The following is a 14,670-nucleotide window of genomic DNA, read 5'->3' as shown; positions in this document are numbered from 1 at the left end:
TAATAAAAGTCGGACCCAAAATTAGTCTCTGCTAAAATATTTAATTAAATATCATAGATACAAAAGTGTTCAGTCCTAACCAAAATATCCAAAAATAGCAATTCAAATAATGATAATGAAATTAATGGAAACGATTAGTTTTGAGCTACGGATCAGAATATAATCATGTTGATATTGGACATTTTTTAATATTATTCCATCACATTAAATAATCCCATCCATCCTAAATCTGAAAATTCATTTATATGCGAATGAAACATGTATTTTCCAGGATAAAGATATTTAAATTCCAATATGCCTCTATCGCCTTGACCTAGTGTTACAATGTCATTTTCAAAGGAAGGTTCTTTAGAAGTTCCACTTGGGTAGTACTTGTACATATTTCCATGCAAATGAAATGAATTAACCTGATCAAATTCTAACATATTAATCAGGTAGATACGATAATCTGAGTTCATGTGAATAGGAATTGGGTTTTCCACATAATCAAATGCCTTACCATTTACAGCATATACTTCATTTCCATGTTCAAATGCTTGTGGCATATAGTCTTCTTCAAATTCCTGAGGAGTTGGAATACGGCTAGGACCTATTCCTTCTTTTTCATAGTCTAAATCATATCCATTCATCAACATAACCATCTCAGTCATATTTTGTCTTGGTACTTTGGGGTCAATAATAAAAGCACCATACAAACCCTTGTTGATATGTTGATCAATAGGCGTTGAATGACAGTGATACGGATAAACACCATATGGCTGTGCTGTAAAAGAGTATGTAAAGTTTTGACCTGGTTTTATAAACCCTCCAGGTCCATCTATTCCATCCATCTCTGAGGGATGTATTGAATGTAAATGCAGTGAATGAGTATGGTTGTTTTCCTTACTGTTTATTACATTTATCTTTACTAGATCACCCTCTGTTACCCGCATAGTGGGACCAGGTATTGTGCCATTAAAAGTCCATGCATCTAAAAATGTTAAACCATTACTTGCAATAGGTATAGATTGATTTTCCTCTATAATCAAAGTAAATTCCCTGACTGTTTGATTAGTTCGGCTGTTGTTGTTATTGTTATTGTTGTCATCATCATTATCATAAGCTGTTAGACTACTACTAGTAGACTTGATATGACCACAGTTAAAAAAAGTCAAATATTCTATGGAGGATGGCTTCTTATCGGTATCAGGACTACAATTCTTAATTTTGTCATATTCCTCAGTAGAAATTAAATTCTTGCTTGTATTATTAGAGGTAACAAGAGAGCTGTTGTTAACTGAACTGTTTTGTGAACCCAAATCCAAAAGAGAATTGGGAGTAGAATTTATCTGTGAATTTTCATGGATTAATCCTTGAAAAGTAGTCAAACTATTATTATTATTATCCGTTGCCATTATAGGATAAACGGAGAAGGAGAAAGATAAAAAATATACAGCAATAAAAGCTACTAATAATGAGACAAGATGTATTGTTAAAAAATTTGGAGTTTGCATAAAAAAGACCTATGATTTATTGTCATATCTTATCAAATATTATCATATCATATTACTTGTATGGTAACTTTTCTCCTATATCTTTTAATGCTGAAATTGCCGTATCAACTGTCATGGTTGGACCTGCTGTCCATACCAGGAGTGTTTGTTCTGAACCCGTATCCCTTGCTAAACCGCGGAGATCCTTAAAAGAGTATGTGCTGTCTATTGAAAAACCATTATTTTTAAAATCCTGAACGTATTCGTCGATATCTTTAGTTGGGACCATAAATACTCCAACGGTTTCTATGTTGTTGTTGGATGTAGCTGGAGATAATGTAGTAGTAGTAGTGGCTGCGGCCTGTGTTGCTTCATCACTTGATGGAGTAGTAATAGCACTAGATCCAATGACAGTGTTATTTGCGCTTGAATTTAAGACATTGGATTGGTCTATCACTTTAACATCGCCCTTCATTACAAATCCTTTTTGTACTGCTTCTTGATCAATGTCTGGACTAATATACCCAAAATTCCCTACTGTATTAAAAACCATAGGGTTAGATTCGGTAAACTCAGGTAACGTTCCGCTATCAAATAAACTTTGATCATTATTTAGTATAATTTGATGCTCGTGGCTAACGTCACCGCTAAACCAAATAACTTTCGTTCCTTTATTTATTATTGATTTTTGGGGTAGAAAAGATTGCTCAATGAATCTATTTTCTTTTGCTTCCCCATTACCATGATGGGCTTCATCAGGTATTAATATTATTAAATTCTTAACGTTACTTCCTAATACAGCAGTACCTGTATCGTAAATGGATTTAGCATTGATATTCGGTTGAGTTTGTGTATTATTTAATGTAGTAGCAAATGCAATGAAGTCATTATTAATGTGATAATTTGAACTAATTAAAGCCAATGTCAAAATAAATACAAAAATTCCAGACAAAACGATCGTTTTATTTCCTTTATCTAAGGTGATAATTTTTTTATACATCTGTTTAGCTAAATCATGAGTAACATAAAAAACATCCAACAAATTAGGTTTCCCTAATTATACCTTCACACTACTAAAGTAAGTTTCTATAGATTATTATGTAACAATAAGTCATTAAGAATTACAAAAAATAAACCAAAGAAAAACAGAAGATCTCCTACGTAATCAACAGGGATTAATCATATCTTCTAACCACTATCATCCATCTGGTAACTAACAGGTATTCATTATCCTGTACTTTACCAGTCCTGACACTATATCTGAAACTCCATCATACTTTCTTAACCTATTCCTAAGCACATCATCCATTATCCTGTACCTTTTTTATTCTGCAGAGGGCATGACATGTTCTACCACTATCCTCTTTGCAGAATGGTTCTTGTTGTAATCTTTTTCTATTCTGCAACTAGCTCTCAACCTTGTCCTTCTTGATACGTAATGATGATTTTTGTTGAGGAAAGTTTTTTCCACTCCTAGAAAGCCAAGGTCAAACATAAAACCTATCAAGATATAGATGAAGTATATAGACGATAGTATACCAAGACCATGATAACCCCTATCTTTAACATCCAGTTTGAAACGTCGTCTACCAGCACCAGCACCAAATAGCTCTTTCTCCATATTTCTCTTATTGTGAGATAAGCTCTTTATCTCGTGTTTTGGATATTGATTCCATTATTTTATAAATGTCATCAAACTGCTTGACTGAGGTACGGGTGAATGACTTGAAAAGTGTTGGTTTCCTGGATAACCTATCGTAGGATAACAAATGGTATACATCTTTACATAAGATGTACAGAAATAAAGCTGTTTTGGACTAATTACACAAAAGAGATCTTTTTATCTTTTATAACTTGATTAACACACTACAATAGTATATAGTCACAATCTGGTGGTGGTCGTTGGATTGAGTCTTTTTATCAATAGTAGGAATTAATTTTGCATTTATGAGAAAGATTAACCTATGTCACTTGAGACACGTTCATTTAATTAATTTCCCTTAATATATCTATATACGATTCGACTTATATGTAAATCAAAAGGTCAGTCAACATATTCAACCTCATTTGTAAGACAGATATCGTTTAATTTTTCTTCTTGTACTATCTTTAAAATAAAGAGACCTGCGATATATTCACACATCTTTTCAAAAGGTGTTTGTACTAATTACACGAGATCTAGATAATTGTTATGAATCAGATTTACAATCTCGTTCCTACAGATTTAGTAGAAGATTAAATATCAACCCGTCGAGTGTATTGGCATGACTAATTGCCATTATTCTTGAGTAAATATTTAAGAATAAATGGTTTTACAGATATGAATATGCAAACTAAGATGTAAAGTCTGAATATCAATGACTATTTCTACATTGAATTCTCAAAAAACATCATAATAGTATAATCTACGATAAGGACTGATATCGCTTTGAAGTGCACCAATTAAGTGCCAAAAGTAAGGAATAAGCAAATTTTAGCATGATTAATACAAAAAGTCTGACACAGATTCGCAAAATATCTAATACTAAACACGCAGGGGCGGTAGGTAATAATGTTATAGTAGTTCATACGTTACGAATATCGTCATTTGACCTCTACTGTTTTAAAGTGAGATTAAATGCCAATTGCAAATTTGGATGTACCTTTCCGTGGACGATCTCCATAATTTTTGAAGGTTGTGAAATATTCTCAATATTATCTTTTAGCTCATGCAATGATTCTTTGAGAAATGGAACTGAGTTATTTTCTCCGAATGTTATATCTTTGGGCTCTAGTTCCTTTTCATAAATTTCAATCATCATTATTGAGGTTTCCAAAGCATTATCATATTGAGATTTGTCTTTAAGTTTAACAGGTTGATTCCCTAATTCTATTGAATCATGACTAGAGTGATTATCTGTATCTACCGCGTTACTGCCATTCATTTCTATCGTGCTGGCTAATGAGAAATTCATATTCAACATTATGTTTGAAGGTATACCAAATGCATATCCATATTTTCTAAGAACTTCATCTCCTAAATTAGCCATCATTGTTGCGATAATTGTGTTATTATAAAATTGATCACTATCAATAAGAAGCGAATCCTCGCTTACGAGAATATCATCAATTATCTCATTAATGTTTTCTATATTGTTATTAGACAAAGATTTGCTTGCATTAGTTGAACCATCAATTAAGCTATGGTTTATGAGTCGGTTTTCAATCAATATCATGTTCATAAAAGTAAGAAAAGTTGAATTGTCATCTGTATCAAAGTTATGAGCAGTAACAATAACTCCAAATATATCCACAAACAACAAAGACAAAATTGAGAAAATTAAAAAAAGTAGTGGGATTTTCATTTATCGAACACAATTATATCCTGAATGTGAAATCAATATGGCCATTCAAAGACATTTATAAAAAATAGGATAAGGATTGCTAATTAGGTTTGAATACAACTATACGTGTGTTACCCGTATCAGCAACATACACAGTCCCAGATTCTTTATCAACACCTACACCCTCAGGATCAAGTAATTGTCCTTCTCCAGCATCAGCGCCGCCACCAAACTGCGTAATATATTGACCGTCTTTAGTAAATACCTGTACTCGGTTATTGTTCTTATCTGTAACGTAAATATTATCGTTACTATCTATGGAAAGACCAGACGGACCTTGGAATTGGCCATTTTCTGTACCCTTTGTTCCCCATTGGGATAAGTAGGTGCCGTCATTGCTAAACTTTTGTATCCTGTCGTTGCCATAATCTGCTATATACACATTTCCACTGGAATCTACTATAGAACTTTCTGGATTTGAAAGTTGACTGTCGCCTTCGCCTTCAGAACCCCATCTATATAAGAATTCACCATCCGTTGAAAACACCTGAACACTTGGATGATCTCTATCTGTTACAAACAGCTTGCCTGTAGCATCATTTGCAGGAACGTGTGGATGTAAGAATTGACCGTCTCCTGCGCCTTCAGAACCCCATTTTGCCAAAAATGTACCGTTATTATCGAACTTTTGGATTCGATAGTTAAACTGGTCTGCTACGTAAATATTTCCTTCTGAATCCATAGAAAGTGCTGATGCCTTATGGAATTGACCATCGCCTTCTCCACCTTCTCCAAATTTAGACAAGAAATTACCTTCAGGATCAAATATTTGGATTCTGTGGTTTGCATAGTCTGGAACATATACTTTTCCATTAAAATAGTCAACATCATTCTGACCGTCAAATTGCCCATCTTCCTCACCCACTGAACCCCAATTAGTATAATAAGTAAAGGATAGATTCTGAGGTTGAGATGCAGATTGTCCAAAAACCATCGGAGAATAGGAATCCAATGTTGTCATTAAAGTAATACCAAATAAGGCTAGTACCATAGGAATGAAACGTCCAGATAACCAATTGCGTTCATTGACATTAAACAAGTTCAAAATTTGTTCATTTCCATAACTTTTTATACCAATTATATTTCTTTTATCAGTCGACATACATTTATACCGAATGAATGTTACTGTTGGTACTATAAGTATTTTTCCATTATTCTCTTTGTTACTCCCATTAGGTATATATTTAACTCAAGTAATAATTTAACATCAATGCTAAAAAATATAGATTAATGGACATAAAGAGGGGTGATATAATCAAACTTAAACCACACGACAATATAGATTAAATACGACCAATACCATCATAAATGCAAATATCAAATATTTTATTGACTTGTTTTTCTTTTGAGAACAATATGATGTTCATGATGTGAGTTGAGAATTATAATTAGTCACATTTTTTCTAGAAAATAATAAGATCCTGTAAGATATATCTGAGTGTATATCATTTTATTATTTTCAGTTAAATAGTTTTCTTTTGTTAGATAAATACTAATAAATAAACCCAGAGGTACAACAAAATCAAGTAGTGCAAGTAGTAACATATCGTTACGCTGTGTGATATCATTCATTAATGTGATTAATATATCCTTTCTTAAATGTAATATTCCAATATAGTCTTTATATTCCTTAACAAGGATTACAAACAGGAAATTGTGTTTCGATAAAATGAGATAGTTTAGAAAATATTATACAGAAAAATCAGTGATAATAAGAACAACAACATTCTTATTTTTTTCTAGTCTGTAATGGTAGCAGAATGATATGGGGCTCCACATTTCGGACACATCGCGTGATCACAAAGACATTCTCTGCAGTAATCACTACTTGCCTCAAATTCAGTTTTATCTCCTTTATAATAACACATCTCGCATACTAAATCCACCATTATTATAAAGGTAAGATATCGCAACTTAATAATTTATTTATGATTTTATAGAAAAAATCTGTTGATAACTAATTTTCTTAATATAAAACTTCACGGTCACAATTGACCATAAGCAAAGATTATCGAAATTGAATGCCCCCAATAGGATATAGAGTGATAGCAGATTGATCATCTTGTATTCCTATTTTATAGCCATTTGAATTTTCTATACCCGATATCCTAAACATCTTTAATTTCAATAATAAAGAGATTATTGTAAAATGAATTCAATGCATGATAAATGACTGGAACGATTAACAAATCATGGGATTAGAAACAAGTGTTTCTCATATCAAATATTTTTGTCCAAAGGTGTGTCTTTCAATGTAATTTTTTGACTAAAAACAAAATAGCCCCTATTGGTATAAAAAGAACAAAAAGTAGTAACAAATAAGGAGTATCTTCTACATATAAGTGGCTCGAAATTAAAAGTATACCATAAATATTGATAACTATTGATGGGGCAACTAGTGCGACTATCAATAATTCATAATATTTGGTAATTACAGATGATGATGTTAATCGATTCGTTGGAGCTCCTTGATCTGCTACTGCTGCTGTTTTAGATGCACTTTGAATCCTCAATCCTAAAATAAAGGACGATGTTCCTACCAGGAAAGAAACTACAGTAAGAATATTGCCTGTAAGACCAGGGACTATAGCTAGCGGCGCACCTATCCTTGTTTGTGACTGTGTTTGTTGTTGTGCCTTTGCAAAGTATTCATTGTTAAGTGATAGTAAAGAGAAGTATGTGAGTAAGAGTGTAAATGTTAACAAAGAGAAAAATAAGACGTTCATTAAGGGACTGACCAATAATATTATCCCCATACTCATGAATTTATTCATTATGAAAAAGTTGATACACAACAAATCGAAATCCATAGTCAGTCAAAAAATGTATAATCAGATTGCTAATGCAAATACCTGGATATTCATGCAAATAACTTTCTATTATTAATTGACAAATATCGATCAAGGTTTATTGTTAGGAATAGGACACTAGAAGCCTATTCCAAATTTTAATGGATATAAAGAGAATCATAAGACGAAATAGACTAGCTAACTCCGTATATATAATGGAATTAAAGTCCTCTGGGCTAATTAGTCTCTTAGTTCAAATTATTAGAGATTGGATGCCTTATTAGAAGAATAATTGTTCTAAATTTAGAATAATATCACTAATAGAGATATTGAAGTAAAAAAATCAAGACAATATACAAAATATCAAGATTAAGTTATTTAAGTTATATAAATAGACTTGCAATATCTTTATTCGCCACTAAGGTCTGGGATAAGCTGATAGAATAGATAAGTCAAAGATTATTTATTCAAGAAATACAATGTAATGTATGTATACATCAGATCCGATATAATATCATTATTTCATATTGATGAAATTTAAATACTATATTTCTTGAGAAAGGATGATGAAAACTATCTATAAAATGGTTTCGGCAATTTTTTTGCTGGCAGTTTCTGTTTCTACGATTGCAGGATTTAATTTGAACCACGTTCTTGCTCAAAATCCTTCTAATCCCGACCCTACTGTCTTGAAGGGAGCCATATCGGGTCATTCAAATAATGGTAACACAACAGAACCAGCATGGATAATTAGCGGAGTGTATAAATTTACTGATGTTAATGCATCCTCTCCTGCATTTAACGCTACTTTCTATATGATCAATCTTGACGGTACAGCAGAACATACCCATTCGATATATGATTTGAAGTTATCGGGAGATCCAGTTATTGACAGTAATTCCAACTCTACTACATATAATGGAACTACTACAGTAACATTAAAGGATGGACCAGTTTCTAATATACCAACACAAATAAGTCTACTAGATGATAGTGCAATAGCCATTACTGTTGAAGGTAATTTAACCAATAAGCACTTTGGAAGTACTCCAATTTATGGAACTCAGCATCTTATCTGTGTAGAAGTCCCAGATCTGTGCAAATAACCCTATAAGGTTAATTCTTTTTAGAATTAGCCTATTAACGATTTCAGTTCGACACTTTATTTTATCTACGAAAATATTTTGATTAGGTGGAGCAAGGGATCAAACACCTTTAGATTGTATAGTAGGAGTAGGAAAAACCTAGTTATACATGGTTTTGCATGATAATGACCATAATACCTATTTAAGTATGGTATCATGAATCTCAGTAGAAATAGAACATGTTAATATATTAGAAAAATAAACGATCACTCGACGACACTATTTCAGTAATCTTTTATCTCATCATTTAAAAAGTGAAGACATCTACACAGATGACTTTACAACTACATAACCATAAAATAATGTTTAGTAATCCTATGAATAAAATCGTAATAGGTTTTAAAGGCAAAATATTATCTATTTTATTTATTTTTAATTAATTCCAAGACATACAATAGACAGAATATCAGAATTCAGGATTTCCTGAGACGGGTTTTGATAGTTTTACAAATGTCTAGAATAGTCTAATGATTAACTAAATAATGATTGACGGGCTACTTTGCAAATAATACTACTTTGAAATAAGATTTTAGGTAACAATAACATTTTCCATCCGTATAATGGATAATGATGTCGCTAACCCCCCCCCCCCCCCCCGTTTTGAGATCGTTGTTCTATAAGATCTAGATTCTTAATTAGTTATAAATATAGTAACATCGGATTGGCATGTTCTATCCATTCTCCGCGCTTTGAGCAGTAGAAGGGGATGCTACTTCACAAATTTGTTTTTGATTCTTCTTAAAATTTATTATGCCAAAGATTGATATCATTATTGACAAAAATATTACAAGGTATAGAAGAGTCAAAGTTGATGTAAAAATACCACTTGAACTTTGGACACCTAGGTTACTGTGGTTGAGATTTTGGTCCATCGATTCTAGAGAGGGTGGAGAAGTTACTGATAAAAATGAAGCCGCGATAAGGATCAGTATGCCTAATACGGATTCTACTTTTAAGGATTTACTAATTTTCCTCAAGAATACTATACTGTTTGACTTCATGTCCAAATCTGGATGGGTTTCTCCATTCTGCGCAATATTGGTGTTATTAGATGAAATTAGTTTTGCATAATTGTATATCTTGACTTGGTTATAACGACCGATAAATATCATTGGAAAAGCCAAAGAAAGTTTTACTATAAGTATTAAGCCGTAAACGGAAGTAATCAAGGATGATAAATTTTGCAAGTGTACAAAGGCCAAGTACAATCCGGTTATACCTATTACACTGATAGCAGTAACAGCGATAAAAGAGAAATACATCAAACTCTGAGTCATTTGTTCTAAAATTCTCTTATCTGAGCTAGGAGATACACCATTTGTATCAATACTATTGATCTGATCCATAGTAATAAAATTCCTCTTTGTAAAAAAAACAGTAAGGTAGAATAATCCACCTATCCAAATAGACACAGACATGAAATGAATCCAATCTACCGAAACCGCCAAAGATGAAAAAGAATCCAATGAGTTACTATGACTTACCATACTATTAGAATAAAGATTGAATGAGCTCAATACAACTATGGAAATCAAAAGTATCTGAGTCAATTTACCGTAGATAAATGTAATTTGGTTCGGGTCTTGGCCTTGCTCTTGATTCAATCTTTTTTTCTTGTTGATATTTCTTCTTATCATGATGAGATGTATTATTAGGATGCCAACTATTGCAGCAGAAGTAACAATCCTCATCATCCAAACATCTCCAACAGGGGTTGAATAAATAATCCAAAATGCTGATGGTATATCAAGTTCCAAGTTCTGTGCCAATTCATAGGATGAAAGTATGATGATTCCCGAAGAAAACACGATAATTGAAATACAGCAAATCAGAAGAAGGAGGGTCAACTTCCTGGATGTATGAGAGGAAGAGGTAGAAACGAATTGTCTAATATTATTTTCTTGAGCTTTTTTATTGTTACGAAAACATCTTTGTAAGATGAGATGATTAAATATTAATCCAATAAGTGCAACCTGTGAAATAACTAGCACAGCTTTTAAAACTGCGTCATAGGTAGAAGTTACTGATTCGGTTGATGCATCAGAAGAAAAGGTGTCATCCTGTTCTTCTTGTGCTAGAGCTATAGGCGATACAAACGATAATGTATAAAGTATAGCAATAATTAGAGAAAAAGAGACAAAAGATTTCATTGAAATCATGACTCAATCCCTCTATACGCATGTATAAGAAAAAACAATGCAGGTCCCAATTCTGAATCAAGAGTCTTATTCTCAGTCAAATTGTATGTTTTTAATGAATTTTCAAGTCCTATAATTGGTTGTGTGGCATCTGCTTCCGCACTTTTCTGACCCCTCATATTTGGAGAGATAATTAGTAATTCTAAGTTAGTCGCATTATTAACAGGTACTTGTCCACTGACCCGCTCCACCTTCATACGATGATTTTTTCCATCAAATGAACACAAAGGGATCTGCCGTGCAAATGGGAATTGTAAATTTGTTAAAATTAATAAAAGTGTCAAAATCCCAAAACAATGGACCATATTCCTTAGAATTTGATGGATCAATGTTACGTCTAATGTGTACAAAAAAGTATATAACTAATCTAGTTCAATCATCGAAGTCTATTATTGACATTAATAGGATTCAACTGATGTAGACCCATGCACTATAGCCTCACAGAAAATCTGCATTTGGTAGAGTATCTTTTATTCATCGTTGCATTGAAAATCAAGTGTCTGATTAAGAATTATAAAAGAATTTACGTCCATCTTAGCCAATACCGGAAGCATGATAAAAAATTGGAAAGAAAATCAAACGATGCCTAATACAGGAAATCAAATGTAATTTTTGTATTTTCTAGCGATATATCTTTTCTTGGTTATGTTAATAGATGCTTTCTTGTAAAAGAGAGATTTATTGATCAATTATCAGAGTATTTTAGAATCAGTGCATGTCAAGTTTTCATATGCTAAAATGCTTTAAAGTGAAGTGAAAATAATCATTCTTAATGGTTATACCTTGCAAACCTTGTGAAAGCAAAGAAATAATTTGATAATAATGATAATTTCTGATATCAGTCTTTTATGCATTTTAGTTGCATATTAGACCAATCATGAAAATACTCACAAAAAGTGAAAAAAAAGAACTAGTGATTAAGTTGTACAAAGACGAAAAAACTTACAAAGAAATAGCAAAAATGGTAAGAATATCTCCAAGGGATATTGGAAAAATAATTAAAGAATATACAGGAGAAAAGACAGTCTTTTATACTAAACCTATTACCTCCAAAGCATATAGTTTGTTGCTAAAGGGAAAATCACCAACTCAAGTAGCTATTAAATTGGATCTAAATTATGAAGATATAAGGAGAATTTACTCACAGTATTTGAGCCTTCAAGAAATGAGGTCCGTTGAAACAATTTATACAAACTATAAGGACTATTTACCTCGCATACTGCAAATTATAGATTCACTCAAAAGTGGTGAAATTACTATTGAAGAATTAGTCGAATTTTGTAAATATGTTCAAGATATACCAACCCTTGAGCACAGGAGAGCTGAATTACAACACAAAGTAAACATCTTATCTCTCAAAACAGATCCATCATAGTTGTGGAATGAAAGACTGTTCTAAACGTGATTGGGGAATACCTTCACTTGCCTGAATCTGAGGCCTACAAATGCATAGTTTAGAACTGAAATTTCAGTCCCTCTAATATTATTCAAGAATCTGAAGCAGGATGTATTGCTCATTTCGAGAATTTATTTAGAATTAATTCTAGTGCAATGATCTAAAAATAGCATTTCAGGAAATAAAAAAGTTTGTTCATTTATGGACAAATAAGAGGAGACATTGCTAGAAAATGAAATTTATTTAAAGGAGATAGGGGTTTCCAAACATCACATACATCCAACATCCAACATCATGCTGTACCTCAAAGCAATTTTGAATATGGTTCACTGTCTTTGATTCCTGGATTGTATATCATAGGTGACGAGGATTTTAGCCGGGATTGAAAAACAATTGAGTAGACTTTAAACAGTCTGTACAGAATAATAAATAAGGAGTAATAATCTTGCAAAATTATTTTGATATATTGATTATAATCAAATTATCCCATTTTCTTTTGAAAGGAATAATGTCAACCAAAAATATTGACTCTGATAATGTAATAAACTTTGAATAAGGAAACTTGGGCAATTTTAAGATTGGCAGGGCAACATTCGAGCTAGGTTGGAGTTATAAAAGGAGTTTAAGACAGCGAATGCGTACGGATACCGGTTAAACCCCACATGTTTCAGTTACGATCTATGATAGGATGAAAGTTAGAATGGACGACTATATGTAAATTGAATAGGAATCCCGGAGGTATCGCAGGAACACCGCCAGAACATGATTTATTGATAGTTGGATGAACCAGGTATTTCAACTAACTTTGTTAATATTGGATACTAAGCAGTGACCCATGATGAAGAATTAACCTTATGAGATTACCAACAAGAAATCCTTTGGTTTTAATGGTAACTTTTTCTACCCTATACCCACTTTGATAAATCACTCATTTTCTTTTTTTCTCTTTGCTCTATCAAACATTTGTCTAGCAAATGCACCTACAAACGCACCTGCAAAAATTCCAATGAACTGTCCATATGTTCCCCAAAAATCTTTAAATTGATCATCGATACCCTTGGGTGGAATTACTGTTACTGTCAAGTTTACAGGCTTTGTTAAATAACCTACAGTTGGAAACTTTTTGGATAATTCAAACTTTGGATCTATCGTCCCACCTTGAGGAGCGGTAAATGTTGGTTTTGTTGTTGTGGCCATCGATGGCTCCCTTATTGTAACGACCAAAGGGATCGTGTAAATGCCAACAGGAGTTTGTTGAGGAACACCTATTTTAATCAAAGGAGGTTGATTCCTTTGAATAGTTACATGAAGTTCACTTGAGTTAAAACCGGATCGAATATTGTAATCGTCAATTTTGCTGTTAAAACTGCTAATACCACCCAAAGTTATATTAATAACATCATTAGAAAAACCAGAAGTGGATTTTATCCGAGCTGGAATTAACTGTTCTTCACCTTGCCTAATAGATATGTCACTTGGTGAAGTGGAAATTTCCAGATTAGGAGGAGGTATGGTCACCCAATTAGTAAATTGTCTAACTTCATCGGATCCGATTGACTCTGCTGAGTAGAACAATAAATTGTATTCACTGGGTGAATTTATAGAACTCAGATCCAAGTTTAACCTAACATAACCAGGACCTACAGATGATTCGGTATGGGACTGAGTAAAGTTAGTTTTGGATCCGATTAACATATAACCACCGGTCGAGGACAATTGGTAAAGATATCCACTTAATTTTCCTGCCATTGATTCTATATAAAAATCATAATCTGCACCATTATATCCTGTTTTTGTGTTGGCGTCTGCATCAATAAGCATTCCATAGCTTAATTTTCTAGGGGATTGATTATCAGTAGAATTAAAAGTAGAAGAATAATTGCCAAAACCAGAATACAACCAAATAGTAGTATTTAAAACCTGTCCGTCGCTAACATAATTGACTGCCAGTATGTCAGTGTAGCTTGATTTTAGATAAGCATTACTGTTGCCATACGTTTGAACCCAGTCACGATTTTCATTTATTAGTTCTTGAAGTTCAAAAGTGGGTGACAAAGCCATAGCAACATTATGTAAAAAATCGTTGCTCACAAATGACAATAACAAGATGAACGATACAACTGCAATTGAACTAAGACCGTATATGTTAAACTGTATTTGCACCTAATGTGGTAGGTTGTATTATAGGGGACTAAAAACTTTTTCTTATGATGTTTTTTGAATAAGGATAAAATTCTTATCCTTACTTTGTCCTCATGTCCATTTTAACATAGATTGTTAAAAGTTA

General features: G+C 32.6%; 13 protein-coding genes. 2 read left to right on the top strand and 11 right to left on the bottom strand.

The window, feature by feature from the left end:
* Positions 1-191 precede the first annotated feature (191 nt).
* The 8 genes from NMY3_RS04605 to NMY3_RS04575 form a co-directional block, all read right to left on the bottom strand.
* Entirely contained in the window at positions 192-1,493 is a 1,302-nt protein-coding gene (locus NMY3_RS04605; RefSeq protein ID WP_231100283.1) for a multicopper oxidase domain-containing protein, read from the bottom strand.
* Positions 1,494-1,545: 52 nt separating this feature from the next.
* Positions 1,546-2,511 (bottom strand): hypothetical protein, encoded by a 966-nt coding sequence (locus NMY3_RS04600; protein WP_196817750.1) that lies wholly within the window; start codon positions 2,509-2,511, stop codon positions 1,546-1,548.
* 285 nt (positions 2,512-2,796) lie between these two features.
* The gene (locus NMY3_RS04595; protein WP_196817749.1) at positions 2,797-3,093 is read right to left on the bottom strand and encodes a hypothetical protein; all 297 of its coding nucleotides are present in this window, start codon (positions 3,091-3,093) and stop codon (positions 2,797-2,799) included.
* 973 nt (positions 3,094-4,066) lie between these two features.
* Entirely contained in the window at positions 4,067-4,816 is a 750-nt protein-coding gene (locus tag NMY3_RS04590; protein ID WP_196817748.1) for a hypothetical protein, read from the bottom strand.
* A gap of 79 nt (positions 4,817-4,895) precedes the next feature.
* On the bottom strand, positions 4,896-5,957 hold the full coding sequence (locus tag NMY3_RS04585; protein WP_196817747.1) for a 6-bladed beta-propeller: 1,062 nt from the start codon (positions 5,955-5,957) through the stop codon (positions 4,896-4,898).
* Positions 5,958-6,247: 290 nt separating this feature from the next.
* Positions 6,248-6,427 (bottom strand): hypothetical protein, encoded by a 180-nt coding sequence (locus NMY3_RS04580; RefSeq protein WP_196817746.1) that lies wholly within the window; start codon positions 6,425-6,427, stop codon positions 6,248-6,250.
* Between the two features lie 167 nt (positions 6,428-6,594).
* Complete coding sequence (locus NMY3_RS16640; protein WP_231100278.1) at positions 6,595-6,744, bottom strand: hypothetical protein; 150 nt, start codon at positions 6,742-6,744, stop codon at positions 6,595-6,597.
* Positions 6,745-7,104: 360 nt separating this feature from the next.
* Positions 7,105-7,596 (bottom strand): hypothetical protein, encoded by a 492-nt coding sequence (locus NMY3_RS04575; protein ID WP_196817745.1) that lies wholly within the window; start codon positions 7,594-7,596, stop codon positions 7,105-7,107.
* Between the two features lie 632 nt (positions 7,597-8,228).
* Between NMY3_RS04575 and NMY3_RS04570 the strand changes: the two genes are divergently transcribed.
* Positions 8,229-8,750, top strand: coding sequence for a hypothetical protein (locus NMY3_RS04570; RefSeq protein WP_196817744.1), 522 nt, complete (start codon positions 8,229-8,231; stop codon positions 8,748-8,750).
* A 710-nt stretch (positions 8,751-9,460) separates the two neighbouring features.
* Here NMY3_RS04570 and NMY3_RS04565 read toward each other — a convergent pair.
* Together NMY3_RS04565 and NMY3_RS04560 are read right to left on the bottom strand one after the other, a co-directional pair.
* On the bottom strand, positions 9,461-10,948 hold the full coding sequence (locus tag NMY3_RS04565) for a copper resistance D family protein (RefSeq protein WP_196817743.1): 1,488 nt from the start codon (positions 10,946-10,948) through the stop codon (positions 9,461-9,463).
* Positions 10,945-11,271: a hypothetical protein gene (locus tag NMY3_RS04560; protein WP_196817742.1), complete on the bottom strand. Its 327-nt coding sequence runs from the start codon at positions 11,269-11,271 to the stop codon at positions 10,945-10,947. The genes NMY3_RS04565 and NMY3_RS04560 overlap by 4 nt, the downstream gene beginning before the upstream one ends.
* Before the next feature lie 593 nt (positions 11,272-11,864).
* Here NMY3_RS04560 and NMY3_RS04555 point away from each other — a divergent pair.
* The gene (locus NMY3_RS04555; protein WP_196817741.1) at positions 11,865-12,362 is read left to right on the top strand and encodes a helix-turn-helix domain-containing protein; all 498 of its coding nucleotides are present in this window, start codon (positions 11,865-11,867) and stop codon (positions 12,360-12,362) included.
* Positions 12,363-13,307: 945 nt separating this feature from the next.
* On the opposite strand, the gene NMY3_RS04550 is transcribed toward NMY3_RS04555, so the two are convergent.
* Complete coding sequence (locus tag NMY3_RS04550; protein WP_196817740.1) at positions 13,308-14,474, bottom strand: hypothetical protein; 1,167 nt, start codon at positions 14,472-14,474, stop codon at positions 13,308-13,310.
* Positions 14,475-14,670 lie beyond the last annotated feature (196 nt).

This window comes from Candidatus Nitrosocosmicus oleophilus, from assembly GCF_000802205.1.
GTDB lineage: Archaea > Thermoproteota > Nitrososphaeria > Nitrososphaerales > Nitrososphaeraceae > Nitrosocosmicus > Nitrosocosmicus oleophilus.
This window is presented reverse-complemented; position numbering and strand designations above follow the sequence as displayed.

Excerpts from the sequence above, each read along its gene's own strand:
- NMY3_RS04570 (WP_196817744.1), top strand. The coding sequence starts at position 8,229 with ATGGTTTCGGCAATTTTTTTGCTGGCAGTTTCTGTTTCTACGATTGCA.
- NMY3_RS04595 (WP_196817749.1), bottom strand. The coding sequence starts at position 3,093 with ATGGAGAAAGAGCTATTTGGTGCTGGTGCTGGTAGACGACGTTTCAAA.
- NMY3_RS04590 (WP_196817748.1), bottom strand. The coding sequence starts at position 4,816 with ATGAAAATCCCACTACTTTTTTTAATTTTCTCAATTTTGTCTTTGTTG.
- NMY3_RS04605 (WP_231100283.1), bottom strand. The coding sequence starts at position 1,493 with ATGCAAACTCCAAATTTTTTAACAATACATCTTGTCTCATTATTAGTA.
- NMY3_RS04555 (WP_196817741.1), top strand. The coding sequence starts at position 11,865 with ATGAAAATACTCACAAAAAGTGAAAAAAAAGAACTAGTGATTAAGTTG.
- NMY3_RS04565 (WP_196817743.1), bottom strand. The coding sequence starts at position 10,948 with ATGATTTCAATGAAATCTTTTGTCTCTTTTTCTCTAATTATTGCTATA.
- NMY3_RS16640 (WP_231100278.1), bottom strand. The coding sequence starts at position 6,744 with ATGGTGGATTTAGTATGCGAGATGTGTTATTATAAAGGAGATAAAACT.
- NMY3_RS04580 (WP_196817746.1), bottom strand. The coding sequence starts at position 6,427 with ATGAATGATATCACACAGCGTAACGATATGTTACTACTTGCACTACTT.
- NMY3_RS04585 (WP_196817747.1), bottom strand. The coding sequence starts at position 5,957 with ATGTCGACTGATAAAAGAAATATAATTGGTATAAAAAGTTATGGAAAT.